This window comes from Novipirellula galeiformis (genome assembly GCF_007860095.1).
GTDB lineage: Bacteria > Planctomycetota > Planctomycetia > Pirellulales > Pirellulaceae > Novipirellula > Novipirellula galeiformis.
In genome coordinates this window covers 799,077-817,163 of the sequence record NZ_SJPT01000001.1, presented here as the reverse complement: position 1 = coordinate 817,163, position 18,087 = coordinate 799,077, and the positions used below count along the sequence as shown (strand labels likewise).

13 protein-coding genes and 1 tRNA gene are annotated in these 18,087 nt (G+C 55.4%); 7 read left to right on the top strand and 7 right to left on the bottom strand.

All coding sequences use genetic code 11. The features are described from left to right. Positions 1 to 138: 138 nt before the first annotated feature. The 3 genes from Pla52o_RS02865 (at position 139) to Pla52o_RS02855 (ending at position 5,903) form a co-directional block, all read left to right on the top strand. On the top strand, positions 139 to 624 hold the full coding sequence (locus tag Pla52o_RS02865) for a DinB family protein (RefSeq protein WP_146593048.1): 486 nt from the start codon (positions 139 to 141) through the stop codon (positions 622 to 624). Positions 625 to 1,302: 678 nt separating this feature from the next. Further along, positions 1,303 to 3,837, top strand: coding sequence for a DUF7133 domain-containing protein (locus Pla52o_RS02860; RefSeq protein ID WP_146593047.1), 2,535 nt, complete (start codon positions 1,303 to 1,305; stop codon positions 3,835 to 3,837). 434 nt (positions 3,838 to 4,271) lie between these two features. After that, complete coding sequence (locus Pla52o_RS02855; RefSeq protein ID WP_197168957.1) at positions 4,272 to 5,903, top strand: hypothetical protein; 1,632 nt, start codon at positions 4,272 to 4,274, stop codon at positions 5,901 to 5,903. A gap of 128 nt (positions 5,904 to 6,031) precedes the next feature. Here the strand turns inward: Pla52o_RS02855 and Pla52o_RS02850 are convergent, their stop codons facing one another. From Pla52o_RS02850 to Pla52o_RS02835, 3 genes are all read right to left on the bottom strand, one after another. Next, complete coding sequence (locus Pla52o_RS02850) at positions 6,032 to 6,730, bottom strand: 3-keto-disaccharide hydrolase (protein WP_197168956.1); 699 nt, start codon at positions 6,728 to 6,730, stop codon at positions 6,032 to 6,034. A 600-nt stretch (positions 6,731 to 7,330) separates the two neighbouring features. Then, positions 7,331 to 8,350: a hypothetical protein gene (locus Pla52o_RS02840; RefSeq protein ID WP_146593044.1), complete on the bottom strand. Its 1,020-nt coding sequence runs from the start codon at positions 8,348 to 8,350 to the stop codon at positions 7,331 to 7,333. A 332-nt stretch (positions 8,351 to 8,682) separates the two neighbouring features. Then, positions 8,683 to 8,765 (bottom strand) — tRNA-Ser (locus Pla52o_RS02835). A gap of 109 nt (positions 8,766 to 8,874) precedes the next feature. Here Pla52o_RS02835 and polX point away from each other — a divergent pair. Then, positions 8,875 to 10,596 (top strand): DNA polymerase/3'-5' exonuclease PolX, encoded by a 1,722-nt coding sequence (gene polX, locus Pla52o_RS02830; RefSeq protein ID WP_146593043.1) that lies wholly within the window; start codon positions 8,875 to 8,877, stop codon positions 10,594 to 10,596. Here polX and mqnC read toward each other — a convergent pair. From mqnC to Pla52o_RS02815, 3 genes are all read right to left on the bottom strand, one after another. Further along, a complete protein-coding gene (gene mqnC / locus Pla52o_RS02825; RefSeq protein WP_146593042.1) occupies positions 10,593 to 11,747 on the bottom strand; it encodes a cyclic dehypoxanthinyl futalosine synthase in 1,155 nt (384 codons plus the stop codon). The genes polX and mqnC overlap by 4 nt on opposite strands. 23 nt (positions 11,748 to 11,770) lie before the next feature. After that, positions 11,771 to 12,583: a menaquinone biosynthetic enzyme MqnA/MqnD family protein gene (locus Pla52o_RS02820; RefSeq protein ID WP_146593041.1), complete on the bottom strand. Its 813-nt coding sequence runs from the start codon at positions 12,581 to 12,583 to the stop codon at positions 11,771 to 11,773. A 265-nt stretch (positions 12,584 to 12,848) separates the two neighbouring features. After that, positions 12,849 to 13,559: an RluA family pseudouridine synthase gene (locus Pla52o_RS02815; RefSeq protein WP_146593040.1), complete on the bottom strand. Its 711-nt coding sequence runs from the start codon at positions 13,557 to 13,559 to the stop codon at positions 12,849 to 12,851. Positions 13,560 to 14,086: 527 nt separating this feature from the next. On the opposite strand from Pla52o_RS02815, the gene Pla52o_RS02810 reads away from it, so the two are divergent. The 3 genes from Pla52o_RS02810 to Pla52o_RS02800 all read left to right on the top strand — a co-directional run bounded on the left by Pla52o_RS02810 (position 14,087) and on the right by Pla52o_RS02800 (position 17,870). Continuing rightward, complete coding sequence (locus Pla52o_RS02810) at positions 14,087 to 15,514, top strand: DUF6513 domain-containing protein (RefSeq protein WP_146593039.1); 1,428 nt, start codon at positions 14,087 to 14,089, stop codon at positions 15,512 to 15,514. Positions 15,515 to 15,776: 262 nt separating this feature from the next. Further along, positions 15,777 to 17,489, top strand: a complete 1,713-nt coding sequence (locus tag Pla52o_RS02805) for a TlpA disulfide reductase family protein (RefSeq protein WP_146593038.1) — start codon at positions 15,777 to 15,779, stop codon at positions 17,487 to 17,489. A 150-nt stretch (positions 17,490 to 17,639) separates the two neighbouring features. Then, positions 17,640 to 17,870, top strand: a complete 231-nt coding sequence (locus Pla52o_RS02800; protein WP_146593037.1) for a hypothetical protein — start codon at positions 17,640 to 17,642, stop codon at positions 17,868 to 17,870. Between the two features lie 30 nt (positions 17,871 to 17,900). On the opposite strand, the gene Pla52o_RS26590 is transcribed toward Pla52o_RS02800, so the two are convergent. Continuing rightward, complete coding sequence (locus Pla52o_RS26590) at positions 17,901 to 18,065, bottom strand: hypothetical protein (protein ID WP_197168955.1); 165 nt, start codon at positions 18,063 to 18,065, stop codon at positions 17,901 to 17,903. Positions 18,066 to 18,087 lie beyond the last annotated feature (22 nt).

Below are 18,087 nucleotides of genomic sequence, written 5' to 3'. Positions count from 1 at the left end.
TCGATGTATCCTATCCGCCACCCGATCCGCACCAAGCAGTGAAAACCTGACACCCCGAGTCGACCAACAAACGAATCGATTAAGATCGTTAAACCTCATACGCCTAACCCTAAACACTACGACACAGGAACGTCCCCGATGACGATCGCAGAATTAATGCTGCCCGAACTCGAGCGAGAAATGGCTCAAACCCGCAAAGTCCTCGAAAAAGTTCCAGCGGACCAATTGGAATGGAAGGCCAACGAGACTCTTCACACACTCGGCTGGAACGCCAACCACCTCGCAGAAATTGTCGGCTGGACGAAGTTCATTATTGATGAAGACGTTTTCAATTTGGCTCCGACGGACGGTCCCGCTTACCAAACACCTTCATTGGACGATCCAGCCAAAATCCTCGCAGCCTTTGACGAAAACCTCCTATCCGCGCGAGCGGCACTTGCGGGTACTTCCGACGAAACGATGGCCAAGCTGTGGACGATGAAAGCGGGCGAGCAGACCCTGATGACGCTCAGCAAAGGAGAATGCTTGCGGACGTGGGTGTTGAATCACACCGTGCATCATCGAGGCATTTTGTCGGTCTATCTGCGCATGCTGGGCGTGGATGATGCCTGCGTCTACGGTTAAGCCGCGTCGCTCCGCCGTGCTCACGATCGACGGCCTGCTCACGATCGACGGCCTGCTCCAAGGCAACGGCCATTCAATACGGTGTGTTGGCGGATGAGTACGATGGCGTGCGCAGTGGCGTGGGCGACCGTGATACCACGCCCTACCTTTGTCGGCGTTATGCCACGTTAACGCTTGCGGAGTGATCCGAGCGTTGAGGTCCGAGGCATTTTGATAGTTCGTTCGAAAAGATCAAACGCACCATGAGAAGTTTGGAAACGAACGCAACCACGAGACAGCAAACGAAGCGAATCAACAACCGCGATTAACAACCGAGATCACGTTAACGGCTCCTGGAACCGTTGTCTGGCACAGACTAATCGCAGACGATTGTCCCCGAGTTCGACAACGCCGCCGCCTGCTGTGAGATAACTCGGCCACGGGAAAATCACATCGAGAGAGAACACCGATGCAGCGCTGCGTTTACAATGGTCCGTAACCGCCAGAAATCTGATTTAACGGAAGAAATCGATGCACAGAGAAGTGGATCCGAGATAAACAAATTTGAGCACTTGGTTTCTCTGACTCATTTGATTTCTCCCCAGCTTGGATGGCGGCCGCGACCGAGTCTGCTCATTCGGCCTCTGTGTTTACGTTTTGAATCTAACAGCGAACCACGTTTCAACAGGGAACCCTATTTTGAAAACGCGAAGTCTGGCTTTTGGACACGCCCCCCGACTCCATGACGCTGCGCGAGGGGCTCTGCTGTTGATGATGTGCTGCGTCGTCTCGCCCGTTTATAGCAATGATGATCTTCCAGGCGGTGGCCAGGCGACCACGGTGGATTCGATTGCTTTGCCCCCCGGGTTTCGCGCGCAATTGCTGCGATCAGCGAAAAAAGGCGAAGGGTCATGGATCAGCATGACGTTCGACAATCGAGGCCGAGTCGTTCTGGGACGCGACAAGCGAGGTGTGGTCAGGTTGTCTTTGAGCGACGATCGTGAGCGTGTGGATCGCTTCGAAGTGATCGAAGACACGTTGAAACATTGTCGCGGCATCCTCTGGGCGCACGACAGTTTGTATGTTTGTGCAACGAACGCCAGCGGCTTCTACCGGTTACGCGACACCAACGGGGATGACCAGTTTGATTCCGTTGAGGAACTCAAGGCGTTCGATTACCAGAGTCGCTATGGACATGGTCCCAATCAAGTTGTGTTGGGCCCCGACAACATGCTGTACATCGTCAACGGTAATGACGTGGCGTTTCCGGAGGGTTTCGCGGTCGATTCACCCTATCGAGATCCCCAGGACGACCACCTGCTGCCCGAGTCGCGGGACGCCGTGCCGGATATTCGCGTGGGGTATGTTGCCAAGACGGATCCCAAGGGTAAGAACTGGGAGATCATCGCCGGTGGTTTCCGTAATCAGTTCGACGTGGCCTTCAACGATGACGGCGAAATGTTTACCTACGACGCGGACATGGAATGGGATGTCGGGCTGCCATGGTACCGCCCGACTCGGTTGAATCACGTCGTCTCCGGCGGCGAATACGGTTGGCGCTGGGGCACGGGTAAGTGGCCGGAATACTTCGCCGACTCTCTGCCGACCACACTCGATACCGGATTGGGGTCACCCACGGGACTGGAGTTCGGCACGCGGTCTCACTTTCCGCCCGGCTACCGCGAGTCTTTGTTTATGGGTGACTGGCAGCACGGCCGCATCTTTCAGGTCCAATTGACGCCGCGTGGTGCCAGCTATGACGCAGAGTACAAAGTGTTCCTGGAAGGCGGAGCGTTGAACGTCTGCGACCTGACGTTTGGCCCCGATGGAGCGATGTACTTCATCACCGGCGGTCGCGGTTCGCAATCGGGACTGTACCGAGTTACCTACGATGGTCCTGATGCTGCGGCAATCTCGCTCACCCCACAGCAAGCCGATCAGGCACAGCAAGCAACCTCGGCGCGTCAACTACGGCACCAGTTAGAACAATGGCACAGCAAACGCGACGCCAACGCGATTGACGTCGCATGGCCTCATCTAGACAGTGAAGATCGCTGGCTGCGATTTGCCGCCCGGCTGGCCATTGAACGCCAGGATCCGGCACTGTGGCGTGAACGTGCGTTGAGCGAATCGCGGCCGACCGCGTCGATTGCCGCGCTGCTGGCGCTGGCTCGACTGGGGCGTGCTGAGGACCAGCCCGAGTTATTGGCGGCGCTGGATCGACTGCCGCTGCGGACGCTCGGCCGAGAACAATTGCTGGACGCGCTACGGGTGTGGCAATTGAGCTTCATCCGCCAAGGCCATCCTTCTGAATCGGACCGCGCCCAAGTGCTGGCGCGACTCAGTCCGCTGTATCCGCAGACCAGCAGCTACGTGAATCGTGAATTATGCGGTTTGCTGATCTACCTACAGGCACCCAACGTGGTACCGCGCACGGTCGAATTGATCCGCACGGCGATCAGCCAGGAAGACGTCGTCTTTTATTCGCAGCGGCTGGCTCGTGTTGCCGAAGGCTGGACGGCAGGAACGCGTGAGTCATTTTTTGATTCACTGTTGGCCGCTCGCCGTTATCAGGGCGGGAAGTTATTGAGCGTTTCACTGCAACATATTCATGAAGATGCGATTGCCACCTTGACCGATGCGGAACAGAAACATCTGAAACCTCGATTGGACATGCTGGCACTTGCCACCGAGGAATCTGGCGGAGACGAATCGCTTTCTGCCTCATTTGTCAAACAGTGGACGTGGGAAGAGCTGGAAACCGAACTGCCACGAACGCGTCACGGTCGGTCATGGGAACAGGGCCGCGCCGCATTGGCTAAAGCGCAGTGCATGAAGTGTCATCGTGTGAGCGAGCAGGGCAGTCCCACGGGACCGGATCTGACGCACGTCGGACGCCGCTTTGACGAACACGCGCTCCTGGAATCAATCGTCCAACCGTCCAAAGTGATTGACGAGAAGTATCGCCTGAGTACCTACGTGCTGGACAGCGGCCAAGTCATCACTGGGCGACCGATCGGCGTATCCGCTACCGTAATCACGGTCCAAACCGATTCGCTGCGAGCTGAGACGGTGGCGATAAAGCGAGCGGAAATCGAGCAAACTTCGCCAGCAAGTCTGTCGCTGATGCCATCCGGTTTGATGGATGTGCTGACGCTCGATGAGATACTCGATCTCATCGCGTATCTCAAATCCGGCGGCAACCCGCAGGCGGATGTTTATCAAGAAGGCTGATGATGCACTGGCAACCGGAGGAAATCTCTGCTGCCGAGGACGAAGATCATCAACGCCGCCGACGCTCCCGGAGAATTGGCAGACATGATCGCTGTGGCCGCGTATGCCAGATTCAGTGACGAGCTCCGTAAACGCCCCCATCACATTTGTTTTCCCCACATTTATTTCCCCTACCGTCGCGTTACGGCTGGCAGATTACAAATCGCAAAGCGATGACATGCAACAGCCACGGACGTCAGTCCGTGGACCCGGTGCCGGTCCCTGATTGTGTCGCTGCTAGTTCTGCGAGTCGTGATAGAATCCAGCCCAAGTGCCTCACGTGTTCTGCGGATGATCATTGTTCTCTGACGGAACGACTTGACAACATCGTGAAGAAAGAACGTGATCTGACCAACCGCCGCGTCCATTGGAGGTATAATCGAGCAATCAATGGTATGACCAAGACAGCTTACATCGACTTCCGCAATCTTTCTTTGATGGGAAATGACACCATGCAAACTCGACGCGATTGGATGAAATCGGCGACACTATTAGGCGCTTCAGCGATCGGTTACACGGTCGCGGGTCCGACGGTGCGAGGGAACGGATCAGAGGGCAGTGGTGCGGAGGCGATCAACATCGGTTCGCGGCGAGAACTGTTCGTCGATCAATATCTGATCGAGCGACTCGACGATGCCAGGCTCGAATTGCATCGCCCGCAGCGGCGTGAAATTGTCTTTCGCACCGATGCTCCGTGGGAGGGAAATGGAAGTGCCTATCAAAGCGTCTTCCGTGATGGCGATGTCTTCCGGATGTACTATCGCGGTGGTCATCACACTGCCTCGAAGGCCTACGAGAAGGAGAAGAACTCGTGGGAGACGCTGTGTCTGGCCGAGAGTCACGATGGCATCCACTGGACGCGTCCCGAACTCGATATCGTCGAGTTCCAAGGGTCGACGAAGAACAACTTGATCCTCGACGCCGACATGGTCAGTGAGATCGGCGGCAGTCCCGCTCACACAGCCACTTTCAAAGACACGAACCCAGATTGTCCCGATGAAGAGCGATATAAGATTGTGATCGTGGGCAGCAAGCCCCGAGGTCTCTATTTGCTCGTCTCCGCGGACGGTGTCCATTTTCGTTTAAAGAGCAAGCAACCCTTTACCACCACCGGTGCCTTCGATTCGCAGAATTTGATGTTCTGGGATTCGGTAGGAAAGGTTTATCGCGAGTACCACCGGCAATTCGACCAGGGCGTGCGGGGCATCATGACGGCGTCATCGCTCGATCCGAATCGTTTCCCGGAACCACAGTGGCTCGATTACCCGGGCGCGGCGGAGCAGGCTCTGTATACCAATCAGATCCAGCCCTACTACCGCGCGCCGCACATCCTCATGGGCTTTCCCATGCGTTACATGGACCGCGGCTGGTCGCCATCGATGGAACAGTTACCGGGACTTGAAGAGCGTCAGTATCGTGCCAAGCAGCACCCTCGCTACGGCACCACGGTGACCGATGCGGCGTTCATGACCAGTCGAGACGGCGAGACCTTTTCCCGCTGGGATGAAGCCTTTATCCGGCCAGGGCCCGCCACGAAAGACTCGTGGGTCTACGGCGATAACTTCATCTTTTGGGGCATGCTGCAAACGAAATCGGATCTCGATGGCGCCCCCGATGACATCTCACTCTATGCGACCGAAGGCTACTGGCAAGGCGATTCGACCACCGTCCGCCGCTACACCTTGCGGCAGGACGGATTCGTGTCCGCGCGGGCTGGTTGGAAAGGCGGTTCGGTGCTGACCAAGCCACTGGTCTTTGACGGCTCACGGCTAGAGCTTAACTTCGCGACGTCGGCGGCAGGCTCGATTCGAGTCGAGATTCAGGATGGAGAGGGAAAGCCAGTCGATGGCTTCGCGCTACAGGACTGCCCCGAAATCTTTGGAGACTCCATCACCAGGACCGTCGTTTGGAAAGACACGCAGGACTTGTCATCGCTGTCCGGAAAACCGGTTCGATTGCGATTTGACCTCCAAGACGCGGACATTTTTAGTTTTCAGTTTTCAAACGCTGGCGGTGAAGCTAGATAAGCACAGGAACGAGAATGGGACGGGGGTAGTAAAACACCGTAAACTCCCCCCGTCACAGTTGTTTTCTTCGTTTGCGGGAAACGCAAGCGAACGTCTGGATACAGCACCAGAAATCCTTGTCATGCTCCCTAATTCAATGGCAACAGCTTGACGTTCTTGTACCAAACCGGATGACCGTGGTCTTGGAAACCGAGGTAGCCAACGCGGGCAAAATCTTTGATGGCGCGGCTCTTGCCGTTCAATTTAAATTTGTGATCGCCCGCAATCTCGCGTTCGCCCGGCTGATCCAACTCGTCGGCATCCAGCTGGCTGACCAGTTCGCCGTTAATTTTGATCGAAACTTCCGCTCCCTCACATTTGATTTCGACGTGGTTCCACTGGCCGGGCCCTTTGGATGCGTTCTTGGTCGTGGGAACAATATCGTAGATTGCGCCGAAGTCGTGAACGCCTACGCCATTGCCGGTCGCGATCTGGGCCTCGAAACCCGTGTGCACTGGATTGGCCAAATCTTCGACGCGAAAGAAGATCCCCGAGTTACAGGTCTCAGGCATCTTGACGTCACACTTCAAGATAAAGTCGCCGAACTGCTTTTCGTGGACGATCAGATACCCGCCCGACTTGTAGGGTTGCATCGCATTGTCAACAACATCCGAAGCGACTTCCTTTGCGTTGTTGCATTTCCAGCCAGTGTAATCCGTGCCGTTAAAGAGGAGCTGCCAGCCCGCCTGTTGCTCTTGTTCAGTGAGTTGATTGTCAGCGGCTGGGGAAACGCTGCTACAGGCCAATGTGCAAAACGTGGCGGCGAACAGTAAAACGATATTCTTCATTGGTAGGATCATTCAAGGTGAAAAGGGGGAACGGTGCTTAACAGCCTGTTGCTACAAGGCATTGAACACTTTGATAATGCAAAGGATACAACACATCCGGGACGTCGTGTTGCGGTGCTGCGAGCAAGAAAGGTGACGGGAGTAATAAGAGTCCTCCCCCCCCCCGCATCACATTTGTTTCCCCTGTTTTCACGCTGAGAAAACAAATCGCCCCGAGCATCTTTGCGTCGCCGATGGCCTGCTCGATGGTCACATCGATCTCCGCCAACGTCACGGTTCGGAAGGTGTCGGCGACAGGGGGCATCGCAGCGTCGAATCATATCGAACATGGAGGCGATGCGAACGTCCGTCCATGGCGATCGCCCCTTGGGTGAGGAGACATGGACGGAAGAAATCGCACAACGGCACGGATAGTGGGATACGATGCGTTTGCTCGGAGGCTCCCGAAACAAGCCGTCGCAACAGAAAAGAGCCAAGGGTCGTGATTGGCAACCGTTTCGGAGAACGTCACCGCACTGGCAAGCGAATCAACCTCAGCCCAATCTCGCACGATTGTCGTCGCAGCCACCGGACGATTGTGAGTTAACGGACGATTGTGAGTTAACGGAAGATCGTCAGACGCAGTCCAACGGTTGCACTGAAGAGTTCATCGCGATCGATCGAAAGCCGCGATCCGCTGGGGACGTTATCGTTGCGAGTTCCATAATTCATCTGCCCCGCGTAGTCGATGTGTTGGACGTTGGACGTCAAACTGATAAAGGCAAAATCATTCATCTGACGCGTGAGATCCAGTCTGGCTTGTGTCGAGACGGCGTGGTCGTGCCGCTCCAGACTGATACGATCATCGTGGGGCGGAAAGGAAGTGGAATGAATAAATCTTCCATCGTAGTGAGTCTTGGCATGATAGATTCCCGTGTTGCCATCGAGGAAAAGACTCCACCGAGAGTTGAGATTCCGCCGACCACTGACGCCCACCTTTCCGCCAATATAGTCGGTGTCCAACGCTTCATTGAGCGTTGCTTCCGTGTTACTCGCGTCCAAAGGGAAGGACGCGTGTGTCATAAACTCTTGATACAAATGTTGCACCGAGGGACCTCCGTAGAGAGTCCACACGCGATTTTCATCCACGCGAAAATCTTGGTGCAACAAGAGGTCGTAACCGCCGAAGTCGATCTCACGAGAGGTGACGGTATGAAGAATGCGGACCTGCGATGGCGGATCGGCCGTTCCAAACCCCGTCGTATTATCGAGTGCTACAAAGCCGTAGCGCACCCCGGGACCAGGGTCGAAAAAGGTGACTGCGGTGTTATCGTCGAAGCCGGCATAGGAGCCCGAGAATTCAAGCCGCATATTCCCGGTGCCTAATAGCGAGCCGTCGAAGATCCAGCCCGCCTTGCCGCCGACGAACGCTCCGAAGTCTTCACCATCATCGGTCGTGATATCTTCGATCCGCTCGAAGGGAGCTGTTTCACCTCGCTTGGCGAAATACTGGAAGTCGGGAGCGTTGATGAACATGGCTCCGGAATCGACATCCGCATACCATTCCGCACGGACTTGGCGATGCGAACTCGTCGCAGCGAGGCAAACGAGAATCAACACAAACGACTGGGCTCTTGACATGTCTAACCGTCAGATAAGGGCGAGAATCGACTACCCAATCTTTCGGCTTTCGGCCATTATAACGTGGCCAGCCACACATCGACCGCTAGCTAAACCGAACTCACTGATCCCCCTTCCCGACGCAGTCCGCCGAGCTAGAACCCCCTAACGTGCTGCTGCCAAGGGGACGCTAGGGACTCAAGCTTATCGACGTCGACTCACGTCCTTAGCAACACTCCCCAGAACCTCACTCCCGGAACCTCGTTTTGTGCGGCCCAGCCACAAAAAAAGCCCCGTGAAACACTTAAGTTCACGGGGCTTTTTATTAGCAATCATTAGATTAGCAACAATAGCGGAGGACACGGGACTCGAACCCGCAGCCCCTTACGGGGTACCTCAGTTCCAGTGAGGCCGCTCACCAATTCGCTTATCCTCCGAATTCGGCTTCGCTATTCTGTGCTGAATTTCCTTTCCTCGCAACGGGTGGTGTAATGATCTCAAAGTGATTGCTACTTTAAATCACAAACCAGCCAGGAGAATGAGCAGTGGAAAACGCGGCGATTGCAGATGTCTTCGACGAATTAGCCGAACTTCTTGAGTTTCGTGGTGAAAATCCTTTTCGGATTCGCGCCTATCGCAGCGGAGCCGCGGCGATCCGTGACCTCGATGAACCGGTCGCCGCAATCGTCGAGGATCCCACTCGAAAGCTTGCCGATCTTTCGGGTATCGGCAAGACTATCGCCGAAAAAACAGCCACGTTGATCCAAACCGGGGGCTTGCCGCAATTGGAAGAATTGCGCCAAGCGGTCCCCCCCATTGTGATCCAAATGGCCCGCATCCCAGGTTTGGGAGCCAAAAAGGCGATCAAACTGCGAGCAGCTCTGGAGATTGAATCGCTCGACGACCTCAAACGCGCGTGCCAGGAAGAACGAGTCCGCAAAGTCAAAGGATTCGGCCCCAAATCGGAAGAAACGATCCTGGACGGCATGGCGATCGCCCAGCAAGCCGCCGAGCGGATTTATTGGTCTACCGGCGATGAATTGGCCACAATCATCGGCAACCACATGCAGTCGTGTGCAGGAATCGAAAAATGGAGCTGGGCGGGCAGCTACCGCCGCGGCCGCGAAACCATTGGCGACCTCGACCTGTTGGTCGTCGCCCAAGACCGCAATGCAGCGATGGATCACTTCGAAGCCTTCCCGCAACGCAGCCAAACGATCGCTCGCGGCGATACAAAAATTTCGATTCGCGTCGCCAAAGCCTTTCAAGTCGACATGCGTTTGGTCGAGGCGAACGAGTTCGGTGCCGCACTGCAGTACTTCACCGGTTCTCAGGCGCACAACGTCCATGTGCGTCGGATCGCCAAGGAACATGGATTGAAGGTAAACGAGTACGGTGTGTTCAAATCCGCAGACGACACGCGAGTGGCTGGCGAAACCGAAGAGAACGTCTACAAGTCGATCGGAATGCCTTGGATTACGCCCGAGCTTCGTGAAGATCGCAATGAGTTCACGTGGGCCGAACAAGGCGAGCTGCCTGAGCTGATTGAAACATCCGACATCGTCGGCGATTTGCACATGCACACCAACGCGACCGATGGAACCGCAACGCTGCACGAGATGGCCGACGCGGCGATCGCGAGGGGGCTGAAGTACATTGCGATCACCGACCACAGCCAGCGTGTGTCGATGGCCTTTGGACTCGATCCGAAACGACTTCGCGAACAATGGAACGCGATCGATGCGATCCGCGATGAATACGAAGGCCGATTGGTCATCTTGAAAGGCATCGAGTGCGACATTCTCGAAAAAGGCGGGATGGATTTGCCGGACGATTGTTTAGCCGAAGCCGACTGGGTGCTGGCGAGTGTCCATTACGGCCAAAAACAACCACGCGACCAAATCACCGAACGCATTCTCGGTGCGATTGAAAACCCGCACGTCGACTGTATCGCTCATCCCACCGGACGGCTGATCAATCGTCGTCCGCCCTACGATGTGGATATCGACGCGGTGATGACCGCAGCCAAAGCCAACGGGACGCTGATGGAGCTGAACGCGAACCCCGCTCGTTTGGATCTCAATGACGTGCATTTGGCGACCGCCAAACGTCATGGCATTCCGATCGTGATCAGCACCGATGCCCATTCGACCGATGGCCTCGACGTGATGCGATACGGAATCAAGCAAGCGCGTCGTGGCGGTTTAACGAAGGCCGATGTGGCCAACACGCGGCCTTGGGACGAGATGAAAACGTTGATGCGTTAGCTAAGTTGCACCAATTCCGTGGCCGCACGTTTGCGATTGGCCTCGATCGCTTTTTGCTCGAGTTCGGGCGCGACAAGCTTGTAATCGACGCTGCGTTGCCGGGCTTCGAACCCGAGCTCTTCGATCGCCTCGCGGATTTGATCGAGCGTCAAAAAGTGAACCGTGCCAGCTTCGGCGACCACGTTTTCTTCGAGCATCAAACTGCCCATGTCGTTGGCACCAAACAGCAGCGACAATTGACCGACTTTTAATCCTTGCGTGACCCAGCTGCTTTGAATGTTGGGCACATTATCAAGGAACAACCGCGACACCGCCAATGTTTTCAGGTACTCGAATGAACCCTTCGGTGGGATGTGCGACAATTCGGTATTGTCGGGCTGGAACGTCCAGCAAATGAAGGCGGTGAAGCCATTGGTTTCATCCTGCAACTCGCGAACACGGCGGAGATGTTCCACTCGCTCCTCCAGCGTTTCGACATGTCCGAACATCATCGTACTGCTGCTGACGCCGCCTAGTTTGTGCCAGACTCGCATCACGTTTAACCAGTCGTCAGTCATGACTTTGCCACGAGTGATCTCGTTGCGAACGCGGTCGACCAAGATTTCGGCACCGCCGCCAGGGATGCTGCCCAAGCCGGCCGCTTTAAGTCGCTGCAGCACTTCTTCGATCGAAAGGTTGTTGACCTTGGTGAAATGGTGCAGCTCGGGAGGGCTGAATCCATGAATGTTCACCTCGGGAAACGCTTGCTTGATGTCGCCGAGCATCTCCTCATACCAGTCGAGCTTGTATTTCGGATGCAATCCGCCTTGCAGCAAGATTTGGTTACCGCCCAGTGCGACGGTCTCTTCAATCTTTGCCAATAGTTCGGCGCGGGGCAGCACGTAGCCTTCATCACTTTTCGGCCCACGATAGAACGCACAGAAATTACAGACTGCCGTACAGACGTTGGTGTAGTTGATATTTCGGTCGATGTTGTACGTTCGATAGGGCTCGGGATGCATCCGCCGCGAGACCGCTTCGGCGGCGGCGCCGAGCGCAGCCAAATCGTGGCTCTCGAGCAATTGAAGTCCTTCGGCGGGGGTCAGCCGTTGGCCTGCGATTGCTTTGTCCAAAATGGCACGGATCGAGTTATCAGCGGCAGGAGCGATCATGATTTTTTTAATTGTCGGAGAATTCAGGGAGCTTGATTTAGGGCGTTTAATTCGGGAACGAGGCCAAGCGAGACCGCACGACGACGAAATTCGTCCAGCGCGGTGCGTTCGGCGGGGCCAAGCGTGTAGTGCAAGTTCTCAGCAAAATAACGGTAAAGGTCTTCGTTGGTGAGTCCATGGGCGGCCGCTTCAACGCTGGCGATCTCTTCGAGCGACGCCATCCCCTCGTCACGTGACGCTTGGAGAGCCGCAGCCAAATCGCCCACCTCGACTCCTGCGCGTGCGACCCACATCGCAAACACAAAGGGCAATTCAGTCCATCGGCACCAACGATCACCTAAATCCCATATTTCTTGGTAACAGCGAGGCGCCGGATGCATCGCGCGATCTCCGATGATCAGCATCGCATCGGCCTCAATCGTCTCAGGAGCCTGTTCCATCCGGAAGGGCACAATCTGAGGCCGAATGCCGTGAATTTCCCACAGCAGAATTTGTAGCAGTGCGGCGCTTGTGCGACTGCCTTCATCGAGCGCGAGCCGCTTGATCTGAGCGGCCGGGACGCGGCTAAGCAACCGCACACTCCACACCGGGCCTCGGCAACCAATCACGGCATCCGAAACGATACTGTAGGAGGGGTCTCGCAAGTACTCAACCGAGGGAATCAGGGCGACATCAAGTTTGCCTGTGTGCAAATCGTCCGCCAATCGGCTGGGCAAATTGAAGGACAATTCACCACGGTCTCCAAGCCGTTCACGCAATCCCCACACCAACGGTTTGGTGTTGAGATACGAAACCGCACCGATACGAAGGGGAGCGTTAGCAGAGGATGATGTCATGAGAGGATTTGCTTTGGGTCGTTCGATCGTCGTCATCGCGTCGTGGGGACGGCGGGCACTAGGTTGGGTTTGGCTTGGCGTCAAAACTCATTTTGGCGTTAAAACTCATTGGATGAATCTTCCAGCCAGCCGATCCAGGTTCGCGGAGCGGCAACAAACCACCCTGGCCAATTTCGGAGATCCGAAAACCCGATCCCCAAAACCAGCCCTGCTACCGTCCAAACCGCAGTCCCAGGGTCGGTTTAACGCGAGCACCAGCGTCAACCTACACGATTTGCTGCAATTCGTCCGCAGGGCATTGAACCGTCACGCGAACTCCGCTTTTGGGGTGATGAAATGTGATCGATTCGGCGTGCAGCATGATTCGCGTTTGCTGGGGAGCCGAGAGCCCTTGCGAGGAGGGAATGACGTCGCTTTCGCCGCCTTGCCCATGCACGCGACCATACCGCGAATCGCCCAAGATTGGGTGCCCTCGCAGCGCGGATTGGACTCGCAATTGATGCATCCGTCCGGTGCTAGGAAACAGACGAACGAGCGAGCGATCCTGTGCCGCGTTATAACGCACGAGCTGAACGCGAGTCTCCGCATACTTTGCATCGGGATGGTCTTCCGCAACACGCTCGGCATGAGCGTGATCGGGAACCTTTCTTAGATAGTCGGTCCAACGTTGTTCGCCGGGCTCGATTTCCCCCGAAACGACGGCCAAATACTGTTTCTCAACCTTTCGCGTTGCGAATTGTTGCGACAACAAATGAGCGACACGTTTACGCAGTGCGACCAGCACCACACCGCTGACGGGACGATCGAGTCGATGCACGACGGCCAGATAATCGCTGCGATCGGAAAGCTGCGTACGCAAACGCGATTCTAGACTCTCGGCGCCTGGGGGTGCTTGCGTTGACAAGCCTGCCGATTTTTCCACGGCCAACATCGATTCGCCGTCCCACAACACGTTGACCTTATCGGCAATCGTCATCCGCAATCACTCTCCATCAAGATTCGCCACCCTCATTTCGACCTCAAACCGCGAGCCTTCGTTGACTTCCTCGCGTGGCGGTGCTTCCTCGTGTAGAGGATCACGGCCACGCATCGATCTCTCCACGCAATCGAGGTGGTCGAGTGATCAAGCTGATCGAGGCAATCAGGGTGTGCTCGATCACCGCAAACCGCGTCCAGCTCTCAAAGAACATCAGCGCATAAAAAAACGAGAGATCCCGGCCACGACAATCGCTGAAGTAAGTTGTTAAAACACAACAGGTCGTGTTCAAATTACTTCAACAATCGATCGACGGATCTCTCGTCCCTTTTATTTGTAAAGAGAGAATCGACCACGTCAAGATGAGTTGCGTTATTGGGGCCGAAATTCGGAACCGCTTGTCACGTCGATGTAGCGTAGGCGCACCACGATGAATCATCACGATCACGTTCACTCGCTGTCGAGCTTGCGTCGAGTTGCGTTACACTGAATCGTTGGCCACGCGACTTTTCTCACCCATCAAACTCATGCTTACGACGATCCAAGCTTCCACCGAACATCACTACCACTTCGTCACTGGACGTCTTGCCGAGCATGCCGTTCGTGAGATCACTGCATCGCTTGCGCAACAATACCAGTTCCGTTATTCGATCGGAGTGATGCCGATTACGGTGGCCGCGTTGATGACATCCAAGTGGTTGCTTCGGCACTTGGAGATCCCCGATGAAGCAACGCACTTGATCGTTCCGGGCTACCTTGAATCCGGTTGCGACGAACTGCAAAAAAGCGTCAAAACGCAAGTAATTTGCGGCCCCAAAGACTGTCGCGATCTTGCCGACGTGTTTGGCCAAGGGCATGTCAAAACTCCACCGAGTGATTACGACATCAAGATCATTGCGGAGATCAATCATGCACCGCGACTCTCGATTGAGTCGGTGATTGCAATTGCCAAACGATTGCGTCAATCAGGCGCCGACACGATTGACATTGGTTGCGACCCCGCTTCGCGTTGCAACACGATAGGTGACTACGTCACCGCGATCGTTGACGAAGGATTGGAGGTTTCGATCGATACGTTTGATGCGTGGGAAGCGGGCGAAGCGACTCGCCACGGCGCCACGTTGGTGTTGTCGGTGAACTCATCGAATCGCGAGAGCGCGAAAGATTGGGGCGCCGAAGTGGTCGTGATTCCCGATCAAGTCGACGACAAAAAAAGTTTTGAAAAAACGATCGATTATTTGGCGCGACATCAAGTTCCGATGCGATTGGACCCGATTTTGGAACCGATCGGTGGAGGGTTCATGCCAAGTCTGATTCGCTATGCGGATACCCGCCGCGATTACCCCGAACTTGAGATGATGATGGGGATCGGCAATTTGACGGAACTAACGGAGGTCGATTCCGCGGGCATCAACTTTTTACTGCTGGGCATTTGTCAAGAACTCGGGATTCGCAGCGTGTTGACAACCGAAGTCATCAATTGGGCGCGATCGTCGGTTCGCGAGTGCGATGCGGCAAGAAAATTGGTTCACTACAGCGTTAAAAACCGAGTGCCGCCGAAACATCTTTCCAATGAGTTGGTGCAATTGCGCGACCCGAAACTCAAAGCGTATCCGCAAGGCATGTTTGCGTCGCTTGCCAACACCCTGAAGGACAATCACTATCGCCTCTATGCGCAAGACGAAATCATGCACTTGCTCTCCGCCGGACTGCACCTCAAACACCGCGATCCGTTTAAATTATTCGACCAACTACTCGAACGTCCTGAATCTGACAACGTTGATCCCAGTCATGCTTTTTATCTCGGCTTTGAGCTGGCAAAAGCATCGATCGCGTTGCAGTTAGGAAAACAGTACGAGCAAGACCAGGCGCTTCGCTGGGGCATGCTGACCGAGGAAGAGAATCTGCACCGCATCGGGCGTGGCAGTCGACATCGCAAGTCGCGCCCCAAGTGAAGGGCCCGAGTGAAGCGATTGTGCGGATAAGAACCAACGCCCCCCACCCACCAAGCTACCACGCCCCCCACCAACTGTGTCGTCGCGGCACTGCGTATCCAATAACGCGAAAGAATGAGTTGATTTCCGCGCCATTCCCAACAACAGTACACCTAAACGCTACCGACAGCATCCAAGGGGATTGCTAGAATCAGGTCCGTTTGTCTTTATCTCTGCAATCGCGGTACTTTCGGAGTTTCCGCTCTGTCTCTGGTTATTGGTTATGCCTAGCTTACTTTGGCCTCTCTCGTTTTTGTCCGGCTTCCCGACGCGAACAATCCGCCTGTCATTTCAATGGACCGTTTGGTTATCGCTCAGCTGCCTGGTCGCACTGCTATCAGGATGTGGCAAGAGTGATACGACGAATCCATCGGATGCCGGCGCGGATGCGAAGCTACCTTTAGCAGTTCCCACCGAGACTGATCCGCAAGCCCCTTCGTCACTGACTCCGCTGCCGCCAACCTCGGGCCAACCTGCCCAGGGTCCAGACGCCGCGGTCGGTGGCCAGGCGATGTCGTCACCTCAAGCCGACGTTCCGGCTCACAACGTTCCGGCCCAAGCGCCTGCGATGTTGCCCTTAGCCGAACCGGAATCGGTCATCGACGCGCCGGATTCGAAGCGTCGCCAATTGCGTGCCGACTTAAGCCCGCAGGAACTCCGTGATTTTTTGGCAGATGCCGATCGGACGATGCAGGCGATTGCGAACGGCACTGCGGGAATCCAAGATCCGAAGGAAGCGTTCGCTGAGATGCAGCGGATCTCGAAGCTAAAACTGGAAGCCTCCCGACGATTGCGAAACATGCCCGCGGCCGACGCCGAGGCGCGCCGCGATGGCGCCCGCGGCGAACTACAATCGTTGTCGCATCTTGCCGCACTCGGAGACTTAAAGGCTGCTCTTGAGCTGGAAAAATTAGCCGAAGCGAACCTCGAATCCGACGACCCACGCTTGGTAACAGACAGCCGTTTGGTGTTGATCGGGTTTGCGATTGAATCGTTGCAAAACGGAGCCGAAGATGCGCCCAAGCGGATGGTTCAACTGGTCCATGATTTAGCCAATTCACCTGCCTCGTCGGAGATTCCTGCGATGATGGTCATGGGCCAAGCACGGCAAACGTTGACCCAATTCGGTCATGATGCTGAAGCGAAGGCGATTCGCGGCACGATCATTGATTTGTATGCTGATTCGACGGATCCCCAGATCGCAAAGATGGCTGCTCAATTGGCGGGCAGCGTGCAATTTGATGAGATCGATCGTTTACTACGACTTGCGATCGAAGGCGGATCCGTTGACCCGACCGATTGGAAAGCTGCCGCGGAAGCTTTGATTAACGAGTCGCCCGATCTGCAAACGGTTCAGTACCTTGCCGGTGCGGCGCTTCAATTCGAAGGCCTCGGCCATCAGGAGCTTGCCGAAGCAACGTATCGCGAACTTTCCGATCGTTTTCCGGATGCAAATTCAGCAACGGGTCAAGAAGCTTTGATCGCCTTGGACGCTCGAAAGTCGCGTTTAGATGCGATTGGTCAACCGTTTGCACCCGATCTAAAAGCAGTGGATGGCTCGGCATTATCGCTAGCGGATTATCGTGGCAAAATCGTCTTGATGCCGTTGTGGGCGACGGGCTTTCCGGAATCGCTGCAATTGATTCCGCACTTACAACAATTGGTCGACCAAGACCCCGACAAACTTGCCATCGTGGGTGTGAATCTGGATCCCACCGGAGCTCCGGTCGACGAATTTGTTCGCCACAATCAATTCACGTTTCCGAACTTACGTGCAGAATCCTCCAACACCGCCGAAGTCGCTAACGAGGTCGCTGCGAAACTGGGCATGGTGTCGATGCCGTTCCTCGTCGTGCTCGATCAAGAGGGACGCATTGCTTCGATCGATTACACGATCGGGCAATTGCAAAAAACGCTCGATCGACTTCAGCAGTAAGTCGGGGCGGAAAGTCAATACAGAAAAAATCGTTTTGCGAATCTCACGCTTCCCGCATCCACTTGAGTCACACTGAACTACAATGTGGGGATCAAATTAAGAGCGATCCGAAAGCTGTTTTGGGAAGCCATCTTCGTCCGAGGATCTGGGATGCAATTTATCGAACTGACCGGGAAAACATTATTAGACGTTGTCAACGAAGGCGAAATCGATCTTAAGCAAATGCATGAATCGGGAGTCAACGGTGACTCCATCTTGCGAATCAACAAGTTCGGTGAAATTGAATTGCGATCGCGCGATGAATGGACCCTTGTGGGCGGCTTGATCGGCCATTTCGAAGACCGGTTGATCTCGTTGACCGGGCTCGATTGGGCCGAGTGAACGAAGACGCAACGTGCCGGCGGAATGTCGCTACGGCATCGGTAACAACGGCATCGGTAACAACGGCATCGGTAACAACGGCATCGGTAACAACGGCATCGGTAACAACGGCTTCGGTAACAACGGATCGCGGCGCTCGCGGCGATCAGGATCGGTTGACGGACCACGGTTTAGGGGCCACGGTTTAGGGGCCACGGTTTGGGGGCCACAAAGCATT